This is a genomic window from Bacillus sp. ISL-7, from assembly GCF_018613065.1.
Genome location: NZ_JAGGQW010000038.1, coordinates 1 through 20,672 on the forward strand (window position 1 = coordinate 1; position 20,672 = coordinate 20,672).

General features: G+C 34.2%; 21 protein-coding genes and 4 pseudogenes. 11 read left to right on the forward strand and 14 right to left on the reverse strand.

The features are described from left to right. The 8 genes and pseudogenes from J7E66_RS15205 to J7E66_RS15240 form a co-directional block, all read left to right on the forward strand. Nucleotides 1-271, forward strand: a pseudogene (locus J7E66_RS15205) (carbonic anhydrase); the annotation flags it as partial. Nucleotides 272-1,094: 823 nt separating this feature from the next. After that, nucleotides 1,095-1,541, forward strand: coding sequence for an aminoacyl-tRNA deacylase (locus tag J7E66_RS15210; RefSeq protein ID WP_215001383.1), 447 nt, complete (start codon nt 1,095-1,097; stop codon nt 1,539-1,541). A 163-nt stretch (nt 1,542-1,704) separates the two neighbouring features. Then, nucleotides 1,705-2,322 carry a LysE family translocator gene (locus J7E66_RS15215; RefSeq protein WP_215001385.1) on the forward strand — a complete coding sequence of 206 codons (618 nt, stop codon included), beginning with the start codon at nt 1,705-1,707 and terminating at the stop codon, nt 2,320-2,322. Between the two features lie 292 nt (nt 2,323-2,614). Next, nucleotides 2,615-2,944 carry an HMA2 domain-containing protein gene (locus tag J7E66_RS15220; protein ID WP_214713095.1) on the forward strand — a complete coding sequence of 110 codons (330 nt, stop codon included), beginning with the start codon at nt 2,615-2,617 and terminating at the stop codon, nt 2,942-2,944. Continuing rightward, on the forward strand, nt 2,941-3,465 hold the full coding sequence (locus J7E66_RS15225; RefSeq protein ID WP_215001387.1) for an HMA2 domain-containing protein: 525 nt from the start codon (nt 2,941-2,943) through the stop codon (nt 3,463-3,465). Before J7E66_RS15220 ends, J7E66_RS15225 begins: the two co-directional genes overlap by 4 nt. Nucleotides 3,466-3,473: 8 nt before the next feature. Then, a complete protein-coding gene (locus J7E66_RS15230; protein WP_215001389.1) occupies nt 3,474-5,597 on the forward strand; it encodes a heavy metal translocating P-type ATPase in 2,124 nt (707 codons plus the stop codon). After that, nucleotides 5,569-6,159: an HMA2 domain-containing protein gene (locus tag J7E66_RS15235; RefSeq protein WP_215001391.1), complete on the forward strand. Its 591-nt coding sequence runs from the start codon at nt 5,569-5,571 to the stop codon at nt 6,157-6,159. The genes J7E66_RS15230 and J7E66_RS15235 overlap by 29 nt, the downstream gene beginning before the upstream one ends. Before the next feature lie 62 nt (nt 6,160-6,221). Then, nucleotides 6,222-6,446, forward strand: coding sequence for a hypothetical protein (locus J7E66_RS15240; protein ID WP_215001393.1), 225 nt, complete (start codon nt 6,222-6,224; stop codon nt 6,444-6,446). Nucleotides 6,447-7,267: 821 nt separating this feature from the next. Here the strand turns inward: J7E66_RS15240 and J7E66_RS15245 are convergent. From J7E66_RS15245 to istA, 5 genes are all read right to left on the reverse strand, one after another. Next, nucleotides 7,268-7,951: an alpha/beta family hydrolase gene (locus J7E66_RS15245; RefSeq protein WP_215001395.1), complete on the reverse strand. Its 684-nt coding sequence runs from the start codon at nt 7,949-7,951 to the stop codon at nt 7,268-7,270. An 86-nt stretch (nt 7,952-8,037) separates the two neighbouring features. After that, the gene (locus J7E66_RS15250; protein WP_215001397.1) at nt 8,038-8,262 is read right to left on the reverse strand and encodes a hypothetical protein; all 225 of its coding nucleotides are present in this window, start codon (nt 8,260-8,262) and stop codon (nt 8,038-8,040) included. A 276-nt stretch (nt 8,263-8,538) separates the two neighbouring features. After that, nucleotides 8,539-9,096, reverse strand: coding sequence for an ATP-binding protein (locus J7E66_RS15255; RefSeq protein WP_251032939.1), 558 nt, complete (start codon nt 9,094-9,096; stop codon nt 8,539-8,541). Next, nucleotides 9,093-9,305, reverse strand: a complete 213-nt coding sequence (locus tag J7E66_RS31780) for a hypothetical protein (RefSeq protein WP_251032940.1) — start codon at nt 9,303-9,305, stop codon at nt 9,093-9,095. The genes J7E66_RS15255 and J7E66_RS31780 overlap by 4 nt, the downstream gene beginning before the upstream one ends. Beyond that, nucleotides 9,293-10,612: an IS21 family transposase gene (istA, locus tag J7E66_RS15260; protein WP_251032941.1), complete on the reverse strand. Its 1,320-nt coding sequence runs from the start codon at nt 10,610-10,612 to the stop codon at nt 9,293-9,295. Before istA ends, J7E66_RS31780 begins: the two co-directional genes overlap by 13 nt. A 737-nt stretch (nt 10,613-11,349) precedes the next feature. Between istA and J7E66_RS32880 the strand changes: the two are divergent. Next, nucleotides 11,350-11,718: pseudogene (locus J7E66_RS32880) on the forward strand (hypothetical protein); the annotation flags it as partial. Nucleotides 11,719-12,353: 635 nt separating this feature from the next. Here the strand turns inward: J7E66_RS32880 and xerS are convergent. From xerS to J7E66_RS15295, 7 genes and pseudogenes are all read right to left on the reverse strand, one after another. Further along, nucleotides 12,354-13,466 (reverse strand): tyrosine recombinase XerS, encoded by a 1,113-nt coding sequence (gene xerS, locus J7E66_RS15270; protein ID WP_215001405.1) that lies wholly within the window; start codon nt 13,464-13,466, stop codon nt 12,354-12,356. 171 nt (nt 13,467-13,637) lie between these two features. After that, nucleotides 13,638-13,799 (reverse strand): hypothetical protein, encoded by a 162-nt coding sequence (locus J7E66_RS15275; protein WP_214713497.1) that lies wholly within the window; start codon nt 13,797-13,799, stop codon nt 13,638-13,640. A 14-nt stretch (nt 13,800-13,813) separates the two neighbouring features. Then, a complete protein-coding gene (gene hepT / locus J7E66_RS31785) occupies nt 13,814-14,221 on the reverse strand; it encodes a type VII toxin-antitoxin system HepT family RNase toxin (RefSeq protein WP_308162512.1) in 408 nt (135 codons plus the stop codon). Further along, nucleotides 14,213-14,613: pseudogene (gene mntA, locus J7E66_RS31790) on the reverse strand (type VII toxin-antitoxin system MntA family adenylyltransferase antitoxin); the annotation flags it as partial. The gene hepT and the pseudogene mntA, both read right to left, overlap by 9 nt. Before the next feature lie 155 nt (nt 14,614-14,768). Then, nucleotides 14,769-15,185: a type II toxin-antitoxin system death-on-curing family toxin gene (locus tag J7E66_RS15285; protein WP_214713498.1), complete on the reverse strand. Its 417-nt coding sequence runs from the start codon at nt 15,183-15,185 to the stop codon at nt 14,769-14,771. Next, nucleotides 15,182-15,346: a hypothetical protein gene (locus tag J7E66_RS15290; RefSeq protein ID WP_215001407.1), complete on the reverse strand. Its 165-nt coding sequence runs from the start codon at nt 15,344-15,346 to the stop codon at nt 15,182-15,184. The genes J7E66_RS15285 and J7E66_RS15290 overlap by 4 nt, the downstream gene beginning before the upstream one ends. Before the next feature lie 528 nt (nt 15,347-15,874). Beyond that, the gene (locus tag J7E66_RS15295) at nt 15,875-16,888 is read right to left on the reverse strand and encodes a DUF3231 family protein (RefSeq protein WP_215001409.1); all 1,014 of its coding nucleotides are present in this window, start codon (nt 16,886-16,888) and stop codon (nt 15,875-15,877) included. A gap of 272 nt (nt 16,889-17,160) precedes the next feature. On the opposite strand from J7E66_RS15295, the gene J7E66_RS15300 reads away from it, so the two are divergent. After that, nucleotides 17,161-17,637, forward strand: a complete 477-nt coding sequence (locus tag J7E66_RS15300) for a hypothetical protein (RefSeq protein ID WP_215001411.1) — start codon at nt 17,161-17,163, stop codon at nt 17,635-17,637. Nucleotides 17,638-17,748: 111 nt separating this feature from the next. Here the strand turns inward: J7E66_RS15300 and J7E66_RS15305 are convergent, their stop codons facing one another. Both J7E66_RS15305 and J7E66_RS15310 read right to left on the reverse strand, forming a co-directional pair. After that, on the reverse strand, nt 17,749-17,946 hold the full coding sequence (locus tag J7E66_RS15305) for a hypothetical protein (RefSeq protein ID WP_215001413.1): 198 nt from the start codon (nt 17,944-17,946) through the stop codon (nt 17,749-17,751). Between the two features lie 195 nt (nt 17,947-18,141). Then, a pseudogene (locus J7E66_RS15310) lies at nt 18,142-19,437 on the reverse strand (IS110 family RNA-guided transposase). A 562-nt stretch (nt 19,438-19,999) separates the two neighbouring features. Here J7E66_RS15310 and J7E66_RS15315 point away from each other — a divergent pair. After that, nucleotides 20,000-20,672: DUF3231 family protein (locus J7E66_RS15315; protein WP_215001414.1), on the forward strand; the 673-nt coding region annotated here is incomplete at its 3' end.

Genomic DNA, 20,672 nt, shown 5'->3' on the forward strand with positions numbered 1-20,672 from the left:
TCAAAAGAATACTGGGGATATATTGAACGAAATATATAAAAACAAAGAATTACAGGACAAGATTCAAACATTAGATTATCTTTTTAAAAATTGCATGCCGGAATTTCCTGAGGGTACGGTAAGTGTATGGCTACAGGGAGGCAAAACTTTAACGGATGGCGTACAAAAAACTGTCAACATCATACGCAATCATCCGCTGCTGCCGTCACATGTTAAGGTCCAAGAATTATATATTGATCAGGGGAATGAAAAGCTATCAGAAATTTTCTAAGAAACTATTGCCAATGTATATAATGAAATAAAAGTCTTAATTCCTCCAATTATAGGGATTAAGATTTTTTGTTTTGTATTTTAATTATTGTTACAGTAATTAAACTATTATTGAAATTATTTTGATAGCCGCTGCTCATATATTCTGTATCTTCTAACTTATGTGAATGGAGAGGTGAGCATGATAGCCTCGATGGGCGGAGCCAGTCATTGATAATGCTGGCAAAGTCGGATATTCCTTTCTTAGCGTACAGGAATCCGGCTTTGTTTTGTAACAAGTAGGCTTAGCGTATAAAATCCGCATTTATCTTAACTATGAAAATCAGGAGTATTTAAAGTATTCAAAAACGAAAAATTGAGTGAAAACTTACTTTGAATACTTGATATCTTAACTCAGTAACAAATGTATTCAACGTATTCAATGTAGTGATGTCTTGACACTGCGAAAACAGCGAATAGCTTTGTCTAGAAAACAATTTTCTAAATGAAGAAATTACACGTTTACGGGAATACACTAATACACTTAATATCGATTTACCAAACTTTACTTCGAAATTAGACTTTCTATTCAGGGATACTCTTGAAGAGGTATGGTAATGATTATCTTGATCTTCCGCAATCGGGCGCTTTTCTGAAATAAGGAAAGCGTCTTTCTTCATGATAAGGGCCAGATTGTTAAGGAACGTTTTCAGTAAAATTGGATACTTATGTTGAAATATAGAGTGGAGATTGTGAATGATTTCACGGGACAGGTTAGTGGAATAAATTCCTTTATATCGAATCCAAATAATGGTATATTAATGTCAATATTGGAGGTGTTTTTTATGAATGCTTTGCAAGAAGTTTTAGAAAAATGCAAATTTAAATATGAAATAATTGAGCATGAAAAACCAATACTTTCTAGAGAAGATGGGAAAGGATATTTTGGAATTGAGGTTGGGCAAACAGCACCTACATTGATACTAAAAGCCGATAAAGGATTCTTTGGTTTTATTGTATCTGGAAATCGTGACAGACTTGAGTTCGAGAAAATAGCTGAAATTATAGGGTGTACAAAAGTAAAATTAGCATCTCCAAAGGAAGTTCAAAAAGTAACAGGTTTTGAGGTAGGAAGTGTTCGTATGGTCGGACTTGATTTACCGTGTGTGCTAGACAAAGGACTTTTCAACTATGATTTTGTTTACGGAGGAACTGGACAACCAACATTCACCTTAAAAATTGAACCACAAGCATTAAATCAATTAAATAAAGTGATAGCAACATTCGATTAATATGAAATATTTCTTCTCATCTTCAATTAATGAGTGCAAAAATTGACCAAAGGAGTTGTTGAGGTAGCTCTTTTTCTTGTTTCACTAACGGTCAGATTAATTAAACAACTACCTTTTGCGGTAATATTATGATAATTAAATTTAATGGAGGGAGAGGGTTAATATGCATCACTATTATTTATTTGTAATAACAACCTTATTGATTGTACTTACCCCTGGTGCTGATACAGTATTAGTCACTAAAAATACACTCGTAAGGGGAAAAGGAGTAGGTTTTAAAACTGTTGGTGGTGTTTGTGCAGGGATTACAATTCATATAGCAATTGCGGTTCTTGGTTTATCTGCTATTATTGCTAACTCTGTTTTACTTTTTACAATGATTAAATATGCGGGAGCTGCGTTTCTTATTCTGATGGGGATATTTACACTTTTTTCAAAGAAGTTCAACTTAACCTCGGACACCAACACTTCGGAGAAAACACCCAAAGGTTCCTATTTCTTGCAAGGAATGTTCTCGAATGTACTAAACCCTAAAGCCATTATTTTCTTTATGTCATTTTTACCTCAATTTATCGTACCTGGCGAGAACACTTTATTACAGATGATTATCATAGGAATAACACCAGTTTTAATAACATTAATATGGTTATTTTTCTATGTTAATTTGATTAATTACATTCGAGGATGGTTCAATAAACGATCATTTCTTTCTGCATTTCAACGATTAACAGGATTTATGTTGATAACCCTAGGAATAAAAATAGCTTTTGAAAAGAGATAATTTCAGGTCATTTATTCAACTAACGGAGTGCTTACCTTCATTAAGAAACATAAATGATCTTCCATAATAGGGCGCTTTTCCAGAACAAGGAAAGCCTCTTTTTAACGGAATAATGAAGGGTTTGTGGTTACAAAAATAGAAAATATTAGTAGCTCAATTAAAGGGCAGTTGGAACAAGGGTATTTATTAAGAATAAATATTTATAATAAAATGGTTTACAATATCTTTAATAACTTATTGTCTTAGAGAATTTATATTGGTAAAATATTGAATTAAGTTGGTGGTATTTAACATGATTGGTAAAATAACAGAAAAAATAATGCTTAAACATGTGGAAAGAAAGCTAGGTAAATATGATATTAAGCTTATGCATTTTATCCCTGGACGTATTCGCCTCCAATCCCCTATATGGAAACAGAACGTCTTATTAATAAATAAAATTATAGCAAAATTGAAAGAGCAGATTTTAGTGTATGATGTACAGTTTACAGAATCAACAGGTAGCTTACTTATTAAATATGATGCCTCCTATGTAACCGATGTGAGGGAACTAGAATCATGGTTTTATATAGTAGATGAAGTTTATCAGAAAGAATTCACCATAAGGAGAGTTGAACAGTGATACCTACTATTGTAGGAATTGGAGCTTCTTTAATAGCACCTAAAATTATGTCCCAGTTCCGAGATCAAAAAATAAAAATACTACATGCTATGCCTGGTAGGATACGTTTACAATGCGATACTTGGAAACATCCTATTGTAGCAGAAGCTTTAAGTAAACACGTACAGAATCATCCTCTTATACTAACATCCAAAGCATCGGCCATAACCGGAAGCCTTATTATTCAATTTGTTGTGCCTCATATTAGTCAAGATGAACTGGATGAAGTGATGACCAACATTGTACAAATTGCATCAGATGCTATCTTACATAAAAGTGCTGTGATGATAAGTGGTATGAAGAATACATTAGATTTTGTAGACAAAGGCATAAAAAAGCAAACCAATGGATTTGCTGATTTTGACAGTCTCTTTGTTTTATTTTTGTTAGGTAAAGGCATCCAATCCTTTGGTATTGCTCCTGCATTTTCAGCGAGTTTACTATATTGGTCATATACCATTATTAAGAATAAAGGGGAGTGACATATTGGATGATAAATGGATTGCGAATTTCACATTCTTTACCTGGTAGAACACGATTTCACTTATCAGGAGTTAAAAATCATAGTCTTATTGAATGTTACTTTCGCTCTTTTCCAGGCGTATATTCAGCTATTTATACAAAGCTAACAGGAAGCGTTCTAGTTTATCATGACTTCACAACCTCTTCACAGAACCTAAAGAAATTTGCCTTATCTTCTTTAAAACAACAGCCTAAGAAGCAATGGTTGCCTTTTACATGGACACAAATGGCTCCCATCGTTGCTTGTACGGCTATGTTTGTTGCAAACTGGTATGTACAGAAAATTCCTCTGTCGTTCGCTTGGAAAACTGCTTTTCATTGGGGAGCGATGGTAACAGCTATTGTAACATCATCGGGAGTCATAAAAGATGGATTTTTCCATTTGTTTAAAGAGAAAAAAGCAAATGCCAATACGTTAACTGCAGCTTCTATCTTTGCTTCCCTATATATAGGAAACCCTGGTTCTGCCTTGGTTATTACCATCATGTCAACTATTAGTGAATTACTGACAGAGTATACATCTCAACAAACAAAACAGTATATTCATTCTGTTTTAGAACTAGATACTCCATACGCTTGGAAAGTAAATGCGCAAGAAATTGAAGAAAAAGTTTTATTACAAGAGGTACAAGTAGGTGACCGGGTAGTTGTCTTTACTGGAGAAAAAATACCTATTGATGGAATTGTAATTGATGGACACGGTACAGTCGATGAGTCATCTATTACAGGTGAATATATGCCAAAGGAATTGAAAGAAAACGATTATGTTTATGCAGGTAGTGTTCTCCAAAGTGGTCATGTTAAGGTAATGGTAGAGAAGGTAGGAGAAGATACCGCACTTTCTCGGATTGTGAAACTATTAGAAGAAGCACAAGAAAAGAAGGCGCCAATTCAAAACATTGCAGATTCTCTAGCTGAAAAAATGGTACCTGTTTCATTTGGTTTAGCTTTATTGACATTTTTATTAACACATAATGTAAGTCGAGCGATGAATATGCTCGTTATTGACTTTATCTGTGGAATTAAATTGTCTACAGCTACAGCACTTTATGCGTCTATTGGGAGAGCTGCGAAAGAAGGAGCTATTGTAAAAGGAAGTCATTACATTGAGGAAATGGCCAAAATAAATACAGTTATCCTAGATAAAACTGGTACGATTACAGAAGGAATGCCCGTAGTCCAACATGTTATTGCATCTGAAGGATATCAAAGAGAAGATGTCATTCGTCTCGCTGCTATAGCAGAAAAAAATTCTTCACATCCTATTGCAGACGCTATTGTCAAACAAGCGAATGAATGGAACATTCAAGTTCCGATACGGGATAATGATGCAAAGGTTCATACAGTGGTTGGGAAAGGAATTTCTACATTTTTAGATGGCAAACAGATTGTAGTAGGAAGTCTTCGTTTTATGAATGAGTTAAAAATCAAAATGAATGAATTTCTACATAAGGTAGAGAAAGACGAAAATGTGATTTACGTAGCCTATGATCAGACATTAGTAGGTGTAGTGAGTATTTTTGATAAAATTCGTTCCGGTATGCACCGTGCAGTTCGCCATCTACGTAAGCAAGGCATTGATGACATCATCATGCTGACAGGAGATAAGCGAACAGTAGCAAAAGAAATATCTCGACTCCTTCAGTTAAATTGGTATCATGCTGAGGCTCTTCCAGAAGAAAAAGCTAACTATGTAAAAAGGTATGGAAGAAGAGGTTCGGTTATGATGGTAGGCGATGGAGTAAATGATGCACCAGCACTGGCTCATGCTAATATAGGAGTTACGATGGGAGCAAAACGAACAGATATTGCATCAGAAGCCAGTGACATTATTGTTACATCGGATAATCCACAAATGCTTTCTGAGTTAGTAGGACTTTCTAAGAAAACAATGAACATTATTAAACAGAACTTTATCGCAACGTTTGTGATCAATGGAATAGCTATCATATTTGGTGCTCTAGGTATCTTCTCCCCAATTGTTGGGGCAGCCATTCATAATGCAGCAACAATCGGTGTAGTATTCAATAGTGCACGTATCTTATGGGTAGGAAGTGAATCGAATGAATCCCAAATTCTATATTCTGCATGATATTCCTGGTCGTCTTCGATTACAGATTCCATCCTTACGAGACAGGATGAATTTTAAGGAAATTGAACAACTATTCTCTTCTCTTAAAGGAGTATCATTTGTCAGAATACAGCCACTTATTCATACAATGCTGATTGAATATGAATCATTAACTATCTCTCGTAATATCATTTGTCTATATGTGTCAATATTTTTTCAACAAACAAGATTAGATCCATTGGATGATATTATGATTCATATGCATCCAGCAACCCGAAGTGACTGGTTGCGTGCATTATTTTCTGGTGGATTATTATTGTTAGCAGGCATAAGAAAGTCTTCTTTTCACAAGCCTGATATTTTGGTCTATGGAGCAGTTGCTGCTACCGGTTACACCGTACTTTCTCATGGAACGATAAATAAAATCAGACATCCAGATGTATTGACAGGTATATTAAGTCTACTATCTCTAGGGTCTTCTAATATGCTCTATGTAGCAATGATTACATGGATTGTAAACGTATTAGAGCTCTTACATGAAACAAGAAAGTTTCAAATACAAAGATTTCAACAGATAACCTAGATATTTATTCATACATAGCTGTATGAATTGATATATAACTAACAAAATGGGGGAATAATACAATGATTAATCGAGATTTTTTAATGGGTTTTGTATCAGGAACAGTTGTAGGAGCAGTAGGCTACCGTTTGTATGAGCAAAACGGAGGTCAACTGCAACGCCTTGTCCAACCTAATCAACCATTCAGAGGAGCACAAGGAGCTAGTTCATATCAATCTTCTGTAGAAGAGTTGGTAGCACAAAAAGAACGTTTAGAAGACATGATTGCAGAAATGCAAATGAAATAAAAGTTGCACTCATCAAAAAAAGAATGAGAAACAGTCCCAGGCTGCTTCTCATTCTTTTTTATATAAATAATAGGGGAACACAATAAATAAAAGAAGCATGAATTCATTGACTGTACCTTAAAATATAGTTAGTTTGAATAGAGTTTCGACTTTGCTATAGACAAATATTTTCACCTAATATTAAAATGTTGCATGAAGGAAAACTTTATACTATCATACTTCAATAATGGAATCTAATCAACATAAAATCCATAAAATGGTATATATTTACTATAAATAACTAAAAAAATTTAATGTTAATAAAATATCACGAGTGTTGATTATCCAAAATTAGACAGAATCCTCCCGTAAAAAGGCAAGGTTTCTTTTAAAAACAGCGCCAATTCAGAGCTGTCAACTGTTGATTTGAAATAAAGTCACGATGTTTATAAAAAAGACGCAAAGTTTTGAATAAAAGTCGCGATGTTTTGCCTTTGGATATGTTTTTTTATTAAAGGTCAAGTAAATAATAATAAAACCCTATAACTAAACAATTTATTATAATGTCACACATCATGTAGGGTAAAAAGGAAGGGTAGATGAACAGGGGAGTATACCTGCTTACATCTATCCTTTTTGTACAACATATGACCTCATTTACTACTACAATACCAAAGTGTTTACCGTAACAAATTATCATTTGTTTTTTCAACAAACGCGCCCTTTTCTGGAATAACGGACTCAAACTACTACTTGTGAATTGTGCCCGATTACGGAATAAGAATAACATATTTCTTTATCTGCATATTTTACATAATTCGGATTATCGGTTGTTATATTCCCTATTTTGCTATTTTTTGAGTTCTACATTTATTAATGAATGATTGAATTTCGTTCATTATTTGATTCACAATTTGTATTGAAGTATATACATCTTCATTGATTTCTAAGCTATGATTAGCATTTGGAATTATAACCGTATGTATTTGATTGTTGCTCTTTATCGCTTGAATTCGGTCTTCAAAAAAATGAGGGTCTTTATCTCCTATAATGCAAAGAGCAGGAAGGTTTTCGCTTAGCAAAGCGTTATAAACAGTTTCATCCTTTAACAGTGGAGTTAACCAGATTCCATAAGAGGATCGTAAAAGTTCGTTTTGTGTTCGCTCATATGCCATAGGAATAGAACCAAGTGACTTATTTACAATATAGTATTGTTCATACTGTGTTTCTTTCAACACATCTTGGATTACAGCTTTTACATCTTCATACATCCAATCGTCTTGTTCTTTACCACTAAGTTTAGAGAAATATTCTTTTTTTCTATAATCATAGTTAATGCGAAGAACATCCATATTATTATTTACAAATACACCAGTTGCATAATAAAAGAGAGGGGCTTGTGTTGTATATCCTAGTCCTGGAAGCATAATACATAGTCCATCGCTTTGCTGATCTTGACGAATCCATAAATAAGGGATACTAGAATGTTCATTTCTTACTGTTTTACCCTCTATAAAGTTAGTCAATATTGTCACCTCTACAGTTCAATTTTGATAGTTCGCTTTGCTTTTTTGAACATATAACTGAGTTGCTTCTATTAGCTGGTTTCAGATTAACCCTGTAATGTACGATTCGACAATCGCAGCTCCTCCTGGAGCTGAAAATATTCTTCAAATGTTTTCTTAAATTGTTTAGGGACTTGTCTCCCTGCACGTTGATGGCATTGTTGAAATGAACTATGTTGACGGTATTCTTCTAGAACCTTAATGCATCTTACTTTAAAGACCTGTGAAGCTGAAAGCTTCATGTCGGGCTTAATACCATAATAGTCTGACAAGAAGACCTCTCCCAAATTCAATGAGAAATTTTTGTAATCCCTAGTTTCTGCATATGTCTGTAGATGCCTCCAGACAAGTCTATACCGATGTATTGTCCCTTCGGAATAGTTCAAATCATTTAGATGTTGAGTTGACTGCTGAATTAATTCTATAAGATTAGTAGTACCGGACATGTTTACCCTCCTTAAAATGTTCGATACTACTTTATCATTAAAATATTATGCAAAGTTAAATGCTAAAAATCTTTTGTAAAATCAGGCCTTTAGATTTTAACTTTACATAATAATTGACTTTCCATAAGACGAATTATGTGAAGCTTTGCATAATTCATCTATAATGATCAAATCAAATTTGAGCCATCTCTTCTCCATTGCACCTAGCTTGTGCTCTTCATTAGCTAATAGGAGTTCTTCTACTAATTCTGCAGCTGAGATAAACTTAACCTTATAGCCATTTTTAATCATTTCAATGCCAAGACCTGTTGCCAGATGCGACTTTCCAGTCCCACTGTTACCTAGAAATATTATGTTTTCCTTTTTCTCTACAAAATCTCCTTTAGATAGAGTTAGAAAACGATTTCTGTTTAGACTTGGCATCAAACTAAAATCATAGTTATCTAGAGTTTTCTGGACAGGAAAAGCAGCTTGTTTAAGTCTCCTTTGTCTTTGATTTTCCTCTCTGGACTCTGATTCTACTTCTAATAAAGCCAATAGAAATTCCTCATAGCTCAAGTTACGATCCTCAGCCTCTCTTGCGAGAGAACGATATTGTGCTGCAATAGTCGGGATCCGTAGTTGTTTAGTAAGGTGGTCTAAAAGTAGTTCAGTTGTCATTCCCTAATGCCTCCTGTCAATTGGCCGTACTGTTCTATATTGGATTTTTTCACTTTGTAATCAAGAAGATTAACAGGTGTTTTATCCGCAGGAAGCGTACTTATTGGTATGTTCTGGTTTGTAAGTCTTTGTATAATTTCGTGAACATTTTCATATCGGAAAAATTGAGATTTCTCTGCTTCCAATAAGGCTTTCGTTAAATTATCCATACCAATATCACGATGGAGGAGGAGAAGTCGAATGAATTTCTATCACCTACAGATCCTTCTTGTTCGCGCATTTTCAAATGGAATCGCTTGAATACTTCAGGGATTTCAGTGGATTGGAATGCGTGAGCGTCACGGATTGCACGTGGTTTCTTAAGTAATACTTCTAAATAATGATCCAAAACTGTAATCATTTGATTTCTCTCATATGAACGAGTGTGTTCAGCGATCACATCGTTTTGAGCCACTACGATTACACGATCGACAAAAATTTTTGCCCATACAGCTTGTCCAACAAAGCTATTTGGTACAGAATAACGATTGGTTTCAACTGTAATTAGGGAAGTTTTATTTACTTTACATGATAAAAGCTTACAAGCTTCAAAATTAATCGCAGGAAGGGGATGAAGATATTCTTTCTCTTTTTCCCACATTTCTAAGACCGTCTCAGATTTATTTGGGACGTGAGTCCTTCCGGCCTCGGTCAAACACCAATTCAAGAGATAGTCATTCAACTCGTTTAAGGATTGAACTTCAGGGATAGGTACCAAGGCATTTCTTCTTATGTATCCTACTGTTCCTTCGATTCTCCCTTTTTCGTTACCGCTTGCAGGATTACAGAATTCAGCTTTAAACACGTAATGTGCCTGGAGTCCAATGAAAGACTCCTGTTCTAACCGATCTCTTCCTTGTAGGATTTTTTGTACAGCTGTTTTTAAATTATCAAGTAGACCCTCTGTGGGAACGCCTCCTAAAAACTCAAACGCATGGACAAAGCCATCCAGGAATGCTTCCTGTTTTTCATGAAGGTACGCTCGAACAAACCGCATACGACTTGCGGAGAGTTGAACGCAAAAGAGGAAGATTCGTTGTGTTCGACCCTGTAGAATAATATCCGCCTCTCCCCAGTCGAATTGGAATTGGTGGCCGAGTTGAAAATCAAGTGGAATAAACACTTCTTGAATTTGGTGCCTACGTTTGGCTACGATTTTACGAATGTTAGAGGCAGAACCCTTAAAATCATATTCATCTTGTAATCTACGAAAAATTTTAATAGCTGTATGCTTTTGCTTTTTCCAGTTTTTCCGATCATCTTCTAGCCATTGATCGATAATGGGAATAACTCGTTTTGTCTCTGGTGAATACTCTTTAGTTCCATACACTTTTTTTCGAAGAACTGTTGTTGGTGCTGTATTGTGTTTCAGATATTTACTTACAGTATTTCGAGAAATACCAAGTTTTGAAGCAATTTGCCTTTGTGAAAGTCCTTCTACCTCTTTTAAAAATTTGATATTATGAAATTGAGCCATTTCAATCATCCTTTTCGTCCTCGCTATGAAGTAAGCTTAGTCACTTTCTATCATAGAAGAGGTTTATAGAATTGGAAATTAAGTGGCTCATTTTTTATGTGATCAAATCATATAAAAGTGGCTCAAATCTAACTTATCAAAAACAGAAAACTCCAAACATCGGGTGACAATCTTTTTACATGCTAGGATGAAATATTCCTTTATATGCAAGGGTTCATTCCAAAACTAAACAAACGTTTGATTAACAAAGGAAAAGAGAAATAAGGTCGAAGAATGTAAGATTACAATGTTTTTTTCTGATTTTTGAAAATTAAGAAGAAAACTCCAAACATCGGGTGACAATCTTTTTACATGCTAGGATGAAATATTTCTTTATATGCAAGGGTTCATTCCAAAACTAAACAAACGTTTGATTAACAAAGGAAAAGAAAAATAAGGTCGAAGAATGTAAGATTACGATGTTTTTTTAAATCTTTTAAGATTAAGAAAGTAACACCCAATAAATACACAGAAAAATCGTGACAAAATAGAAATTATAGCTCTAGAACAACTTGTGGCTGCAAAAAAATTTTCTAATTTCAATATGTGCTAAATTCACATCTACTATTATATACACGCCCGGACAACGTATAGTTTATATTTCAAGTAACACCACCAAACGGTCAGCAAGGAGGGTTTGTTTTGAAGGATAATATAATAAAGGAAAAGAGGTAAAATCACGCAACCATAAAGACTTTAGAAATTCTTTTTTAAATCTTTATCAAGAATCTAAAAGGACCAACAGTGAAATCGTTGATAGTGTAAGCGCCCTTTATAAAAAAAATGATGCCTTACAGATTGATTTTCCAGAGCTTACAGACCAATTTCGAGATGTATCTGATCGTGTAGAGAATCTAGCGTTAACTCCAATTAAATTATCTTTCGATCTAATGGATCGATTTGATAATAACCTTGTGGAAAATAGTGAGAATTATGTACACTATGTAAGAGAGCGTCGTAACGCCTTGCTAAAAGTTACAAGTGATTATGTAGAAATTGCAAAAAACAACCATAAAAACATCTTTTCCATGATCGAGAAAAGTGTAAAAGTACATGTAAATAATTAATAAGGATAAATCATTAAGATTCATCCTTAAAAATAGTAAAGAGACAATCGTTCGGGCGATTGTCTCTTTTTTAAATTCAAAATCTATTACTTGGATTATAGTTTAAAAATTTTAACGATAAAACAGTCACTGAGCTATCTGCTTGAACTATGACCTATAAAATGGACCTTCTTAAAAAAACCTTATAGCTTAAGCAGCTAACAGGTATTGCGATCTGTATGTCAAACAAGCTTCTGAGTCGTATAATAGGCATAGGGAGTCAAGCTCTTTTCTATTCTTGATTGTGTTTGTTTCGTCACTTACATTATACAAGAATTTGGGGGGTACTCTTTTTTCATGCCTTGAAACGCTTGGGAGACAAGTGATTAGAATTGTGAAATTCATTCAGTTATAAGATTAAATAACTTTATTGTCACTTTCATTAACTCCAATTTTGTTGGATCAATTTTATCAGTTTTCATATTCCTTAAGACTCTTTTTATATTGAGCTGTAAAAATATCTAGATCATGAGTAAATTTAAAGAAGACCAAGCGATACTCTCTTCCGCCTGTTCCAACGGGTAAAATAGCATAAACTCGGCGTTTTCATTGTTTGACGTCCCAGAGAGGTTTCGAACCTCCGAACTACAGTTTAGTCATCGGTTCTCTCTACGTTTATCTAGAGATTCCGCAGCAAGTCTTGCTTTTTCTCTAGTGGTATTTATATAAAGCAAAGAAATATCGGAAGAAGTATGTCCGAGTTGGGACATAATCAAAGGAATATCACCATTAGTTTGTTCTGCCAGGTTCGTAGCATAAGTATGCCTCAGTTTATGGGGGGACATCCTTTTGTCAAACGCCTTAGTGTATTTGTAAACAATGTTTTCAATGGCTCGATTAGTTAGTGGTTTAGGTTCATTATTGTATAACTTAACATATACAAACTCATTTTCCTCGTTTCTAGCTTTATATCTTTCATTTCTAATGGAAAGATAGTTTTGCAGGTCGTGCATGCTTGAAGGGGTGACAGATACTGTATCTTTTTTATTTCCTTTCCGTATTACACTGATCTCTTTTGAGGAAAAATCAATATCCTTAATCCTTAAATTTGATAATTCATTTACCCGTATTCCAGTTCCTAAAAAAAGGGAGAGGATACTAATATTTCGTTCTCTATCACGTTTAAAATATTTAAGTTGAGAAGGGGAGAGGGAACTCTCATATTCACCCTTTATATAATCTAAGAATTCTAGATCCTTATCTCCAATAAAAATCTTATCAGTTAGTTGTTTAGCTCGCTCATTAAAAGTCTGTTTTACTTTGGTTACTTCAATTTTTTGCATAACATTCCTGTGGAAATAGGGTTCATTATTTGCTACTTCCGCTTCGATTGTTAGGTATTTAAACAAGGAGCGGAGGGAGGACTTATGCCGGTTTACTGTCTTAGCATCAATTTGTTTCGTTTCATCATCCGTTTGTGATACTTTATATTTTTTCCTCGACAAAAACTTAAAATAATTCCTGGCTTCATCCAGAGAAAGAGTTGCTAGTGTATCTGTTGGGATATCCTTAATTTGATCACACTTTACAATTCCTTCATTTATTAACCAATGAAAGAAATCACGAAAATCTCTAACGTAATTAAAGAGCGTAAGGGGGGAGCGGATGTCTTGTTTAGCATCAACGTATTCCACCACGTAACTAGGCATTTCTCTGAGCAAGATTTCTAATTGTTTTTCGTACCTTTCATGTTGTTTGGAAATTGCCATAAAAAACACCTCAGTAAAATATATTATACTTTCATTATAGAACAAATGTTCGTATAATACAATTTTTACGAATTGTTGTTAACATAATAATATTATGTAGTACTTTATTTAATTCTTACTCTTTCAGGTAAATAATCTACCAATAAAATCAGAAATGTTGTTATTTCACTTTTATTGTTTAACCGGAACCTTTACGTATTGAAGGTCTTGAGAAAGAGAAGCCTTTAGGCGGTCAATCTCAGCTTCAGCTGCTTCTATAGATTCGAAAACTTCATCAATGCTCATTGCTTCTTTGTTTGTTTTTTTATTAAACACTCTAATTTTATATTTCATAAAAGACGCCTTCCTTAATGTTTTAGGACTTGCTTAGTAAAATCAGTAAAATCATCTAAATGTTTTTCAACAATTTGTTCTAAAATACTCACGTTAATAGTCTGGTAATCATGAACCGCAATATTTCGGAATCCGACCATCGCCTTTAATCGTTTTGCTATTTCCTTATCAATTATTGAACTGGATTCAAGCATATCAAAAGCATCACGACTGGTTTGTGGTAATCCTAGCCGTTGTTGAGCTACAATATGCATAGCCAGATCAATACAGGCTTCACAGGCACGTTGTATATTTAGAATAATGGAGTCTTGTTTGGTATAATCTTTCAAGTTTTCTGGGTTTTGATCATATACATAGAGAATTCTTTTTTTGCTGCGCTCAATAACGCTTATCTTATTTAAAATAACATCATTTTCATAGATAGTCCCGCTTGCATCTACATTTTCTATAATTAATTTACGTTCTTCATTTAACTTTGCGTACATACTTAAAGCTGTCATCTCAATATTCATCCTTAATGTTTCATCATTGGAGAAAATCACTTTTCCAGTTGAAAAGATTTGTGCTTGGAAGACTGTAGATGCATGGTTTAAATCGACTAAGTCGACATCTATTTTGAGAATATCCGCCAGCTCTTGGGCTAACATAAAAACTTCATAGGATGTAAGATTTCGCTCTTTATTATAAAAGCTATATCAATGTCACTTTCTTTATGTGTTGTACCATTAGCAAAGGAACCAAAGACAATGATAAAGGAGGGATTGATTTTACTGATTAAGAATTCTTGAGCTTTCTCGAGAATGTTATTTGTGATAGGGATCACCCCAAGTGGATTATATTGTATATTATACCAAACATTTGATCTTGATACAATTATTCGTAAAATTTATATTATACGAATAGTAAAGGGTTTTTATGAAAATAAAAATGGTTACCTGTTCCCTTTATAAAAAGATAAACAAGTAACCATTATACATCTAAGTCATTTTCATAATCATATATCTCAGAATATTTTTCTAGCCACATTTCAACATCTTCAAGTATTGGGCGAGATTTTTTATCAGCAATCTCTATACATTTATTGAATAGTTCTTCATTGCCAACAATAATTCTATATCCGTTTAAATTTAAAAATGTACTGGCAGCTAAATAACCTGATCTTTTATTACCATCCTTAAAGCAATGATTTATTGTAATAAAATACATATAAACAGCAGCTTTTTGAAACAACCTTGGATAGTATTCAAAATCTCCAAATCCCTCTTGTGGCATAGCAACTTTAGCCTCAATACAACCCTTGTCATAGCCTTGTAATCCACCATAACGTTCTAACGCTAAATCGTGTATATCTATTATATCTTCATAAGTTAAATATTCAAATTTCAATTCTTACTCAACTTTTTTAGAGCTTCATCATTACGATCACATGCTTTATTTGCCAGAGCTAGAATTTTTCGTTTACGTGCATTCTTTTGCATTTCTTTCAGCTCCTTTTCAGTATATGCTACATCCATTGCCATTTCTATGTCTTCCTCCTTATTGCACATACAATCACCTCTTAATACCATGTTAAACAGGTTTAATATGTGATGTATATATAAACTTTATACTAAATTCAAACAGTTTTCAAGGGAGATTAGTATAAAATGGCGTATAGTGTCATATAATATATATTTTTGTTAATTCAAAAAACGAATTTAAGAATCATTTAAATAAATAGCCTATAATCCAAAATTATGATTTAATGCGAAGTTTAATATTTTGGTGGTCAAAATGTGGTCAAAAGTGCTTTATTATAATGGCTCTGTTAAACGATAATGTTGAGATTTAAGCTATAAAAAAATAGACCATCATTTTGATGGTCTTCTTTAACTAAAGCACCCGTTACTTTAAGTACAACACTTCACAATCTGCTTCGTTAATCAAACCAAAATAGGCGATGCCTTGTCAAAGCATCGCACCCTTTAGTTGAAGAAGAAACTCAGATGTTATTTGCAATACGCACTACTTAATGCTTGTTCTTACTCACTATTTGCATGAAGTTCATGAGCAATTCGTGACTTTTCCATAACTTTTTATCTTTTAATTATTGCTTTCCGTTCTACCATTTGAGGTGGTTCTTCCATCCATCCGTTCTTAATCATAATTTTTGCACCTTCATGGGCATATTCGAAAATATCTTTCGTAAAAGCAGTATTTTTTGCTGCCAAGTCGTTCCGTAAACTAAAAGCTGTACCCACCGCATTGCCCCCCATAGAAAAACTGCAAAACATACTGGTACAATACATCATGAGCTTATCAGAAAACGGAGCAACAGTTGAACGTGTCGCATGTCCCCCTGCCGTGGCAGGTATTTGAATACCATCTTCTAGAAATGTTTCACTCATCTCTTTAATAACACTTTTGGATAGTTCTGCTCCTTTTGCAAAAAATTTCTTTACTTCTGTACTTTTAGCACATTGAGCAAAACCAATAATCATTTGTAAACCAGTAACATTTGATTCAATACCATGATAAATATAAGCAACTTCTACCGTGTTTAATGTTCGCTTTTTACCAAGTTTAATAAGTGGATTCATTCCAGCCAAATAGTCTTTGTCTTTTACAAACTCAACCGAATTGGGCATAGAAACATAAGGAGAGCGGGCAATCATCCCTTTTTCGATCAAATATTGTGTGCAAGAATTATAATACGTTTGGGTAATGGCGGTAAGTTCTTTGAAAAGCATGACAATGTCTTCACGATATGACATGTTTATATTTAGCGTATGCAGCCCCATACTAATTTCCATTAGTAACCGTACAAACAAGATGTCAAAACCGTTATCATAGAGCTTTGGAACATCTTTATTTACGTCTTCAGAAGAAAACCCGACTGGGATTGCAGCCCCTTCACTTTTAAAAATATTTATTATTTTGCCAACATAAATGTCTATTTCATTGTATACATCAGTCAAGATTTTTTTGGCTTTTTCATCGTCAGCTTTTTCAATAAAGTATTCTAACATTCGCAAATTCATCGTTTTCTCTTGGTATGTAAGCCATAGAACTCCAAGTTCGGATGACGTTATTGCAGGTTTCTCAGGCAAACTGCATTCCTCCTATATTTTTTCTTCTTTAGTTTGCTCTATAAATGATACAATATCCTAAAAAATTTACGTATTTTACCTCGTTAAATGAATTAAAGAAAATAATATTTTTTCCTTTAGATAGAAAATTTCAATGCTGTAATAAGGAAAATAAATTCACTTGAAAAATTCGATGAAGAAATTGGAGGAAATTTAGATGGAGGAATGGAAGAACTACCCCATTTCCAAATAGATACGAAATAGTAAAAGAAAAGTGATAGAAGTGAATATCAATGATAACAAAAGATGAGCTTGAAAAAATCCTTTGGAGTATTGCTTTACCTGGGTTTGCCCAAATTCTGAACAAGAAATTTTTTAAGGGATTACTTTTCATCGGATTAGAAATATTGATCAATGTCCAATCCAACTTTAATGATGTAATTATTCTGAGTTTTCATGGGGAAATTGAAAAAGCAATTGGACAAACGAATTACCAATGGTTGATGTTTTATCCTTGTCTTTATTTTTTTGCGATTTGGGATGCTTACAGTGATGCAAACGGTAAAAAAGCATCCTTAGCGTTTCTTCCGTTTGTGTTTTCCACCTATTTAGTTACAGTAGGGCTTATTTACTCAGCAACATTTAAAGTAAACGGAATGTTACTCGGACCTATTTGGTTACCAATGTTGTCATTACCCATCGGAATACTGATTGGAATTTTTTTGAGATATATGCTTTTAAAATTTATATATCGTGCCGAGGAAACTTAGGTACACTAGCTCAAAGAAATTAGTGATTCTTCAATAAAAGGAAACGCCAAAGGGTTCAATTGGCGTTTATTTTTTATTGAACTAACCTCCCTCAATAAAGAAAGCAAAATCTCACGATTTCTCCGTTTTTCTTAGATTTTCATAGTAGTGTACCTTCCGGTAATCACTTAATAGTTGGGTGAACATTACTGGAAAGGATAAAACTGGAACCTTTGAGAAAAAAGACTTATAGCCCACTAACCAATCACTTACAGAAATTGGTGGATGAGTCAAAATATGATAGCACTGGTGGATGTCCACATTTCTCATGGAGGTCAACCCTCCCATGCCTCACAGAGTCTTCGCTCTCAAATTCCTTCGTCCAACCTTTCCATGAGGTGGATGTCAGCCATGCTGCCCCACAGGGTCCTTTGCCCGTAATTTAGTTGCTTTGCCGACTAATCCGTGCTTCAAATGTACCCAAATCTATAATGCTACTACTATTTAACCTAATCTAAAACAGAATCAAGCGGCCATTTCTACCTTCTTTGATACTGACAAATGAGGAATATCCTTTAACATCTTTTCTTCACTAAATTCAAATCGCTTTTTACCTATGCTAAAGAAAATACGGATCAGTTTATTACACAAGGCAATAAGGGATTGCATCTTCTTTAATGGATTATCAGAACGTATAGTATAGTACACATGTAATGCTTTAAAAGCTGAATTTTTTGCAACGAGAATCATACATACCCTGAACAACAGAGCCCTCAGTTTCTTCCGGCCTCTTTTTGTGATCGTCGTTTTTCCCTTGTGCTTACCGGATGTATTTTCTTTTAAACTTAAGCCAGCTAGCTTAATAATTTGTCGGGGATGGGTATAATCATTGAGGTCACCTACTTCCGAAAAGAAACCGGCAACCGTATCCCTTCCAACACCTTTAATAGCCAACATTTGTGGTACACCTGGTATTTCATCAAGTAAAATATCTATTTTGGAATCTAATTCTTCGAATTTAAGCTGGAATAAATCATATTTATCTAGTAAAGTTTTCAGCTCCAGTTTAGCCATATCAGAGCCTTGCCGAAGTCCAATGGACTTACTGGCTGCTTGCTTTAACTCTCGTATCTTATTAAGCCCCACACTCCGGGAAACGGCTTTTCTTAAGTGGGTAAGCAGTTCTTCTTCAGAGAATTTTACTATCTCATGTGGTAAAGCATATAGTTTTAAAAATTGTAATGCTGCCTTGCCTTAACACTTTTTAAAGACCGTTAGAAATTCTGGAAAGTACCGATCAATCCAGTTGTGAACCTGCCCTTGGACAGTTTGAAGATCATCTGTTAAAAGATCGCGAATTTTCTTTGCCACTCGGAGCTCGGCATAAACTCCTTGTGGGATAGTAGGTTCGGCGTATCTTCCGTCTTTGACCAGCTGAGCTATTACTTTGGCGTCCTTTACATCGTTTTTAGTTGGCGAATTATCATCGAGTTCCTTGCTTTTCTTAACGTGCAAAGGGTTTACTGCCACAAACTTAATCTCATTTTCTTTCAGAATATGAGCCAGGTTGAACCAGTAATGGCCAGTCGGTTCCATCCCAACTATCACTTTATCCATGGCTTGTTCTCTTTTCAACTCAGAAATCCAGCTAAGAAAATGGTGGAACCCCTCTTGTGTGTTTTCAAAATAACATGGTGATTCGAACTCCATTCCTCTAAAGTCCTGGGCACGTGCCACATGCTTGAATTTAGCGATGTCGACACCTATAATAAGTGTTTGAGAAGTTATTTGAGCAATCTTCTTATTTTGGTTATAATTCATTTTAGGCCTCCTGGTATTTGAGTGTTGTCCTTTTCGCTGGCCAGCTTCAGGACACTCTTATTCTACCAAGAGGTTATATTTTTGTTCAAACCTCATTTTCAGTCATTACAGGAATGCTGCCCCTTTAGTTGAAGCTGGACCTTAGTTTTTTGACGCAGTATCCTCCAATTGTATTGGTAGTTCCATAAGTGATCATATATCAGCATTTATAAGTATTAATTCCGAGAGTGAGATATAATTTTCGACATACTTGCATAAGCTAATTGTCAAGGTTCCTTCTTTCTTTTGTTGAAATGTATCCATAGTCCTAACTGTCAGCTATGGATACATTTTATTAATCCAGAGAAATATTTTGCCCAATCAATAAAACGCTTTCGTACATAATATTTCTTCACAATCTTTAAATTAATTTTAGCGTAAATTAAAATTATTCTTGGAAAAATCGCAAGTGAAAAATCGGCTAATTATTCTAAACATCTAATCTTAAAACTGGTCATCTTTTTATAAATCTGAAATTCATATCTCTTGATGAATTGGTAAATAATATCCAAGAGGTGACAGGATGGAAAAGGATAAATTAAAACTCACATCTTCCGAAATAGGAACTTTGTGGGGAGAGTATGTAAATGGAACAGCCGTTGATATTGTAAATAGATATATGATTTCTATTATTGAAGACGAGTCAATAAAAGCCATTTTTGAGGATGCTATCAAGACTTTCGAAAAGCAAAAGCAACAAATCGTTGCTTTTTTGGAGAACGAGAAATTTCCAGTTCCCATTGGATTTACTGAATCTGACCTTTTTAAAGGTAAACCGAGATTGTTCACTGATATTTTTTGCTTAAATTATTTACACATTATGACTTTACACGGTTTGCTAGGACACTCCACTTCATTAGCTGTTTCTGTCAGAGAGGACTTAAGGTTTTTTTACGACTCGTGCGATAACGATGGGAAAAGAATGTATCATCAAACAATTGATTTATTGCTTGAAAAAGGAAGTTTTCAGAGAGACCCTTTATTTTATCCTGCTGAAAACCCTAAATATGTTTCCAGCCAAGATTTCGCAGATGGATTTTTCGGAAAGGGTAGAACGTTAGCAGCGACAGAAATCATAAGTATTTCTTTCAACCTAAAAAAAAGTATTATGGCAAAAACTCTTGCAATTGCATTCAGTCAAGTCTCACAAACAAAAGAAGGAAGAAAATTTTTAGAGTATGCTGAAAAAATAGCTA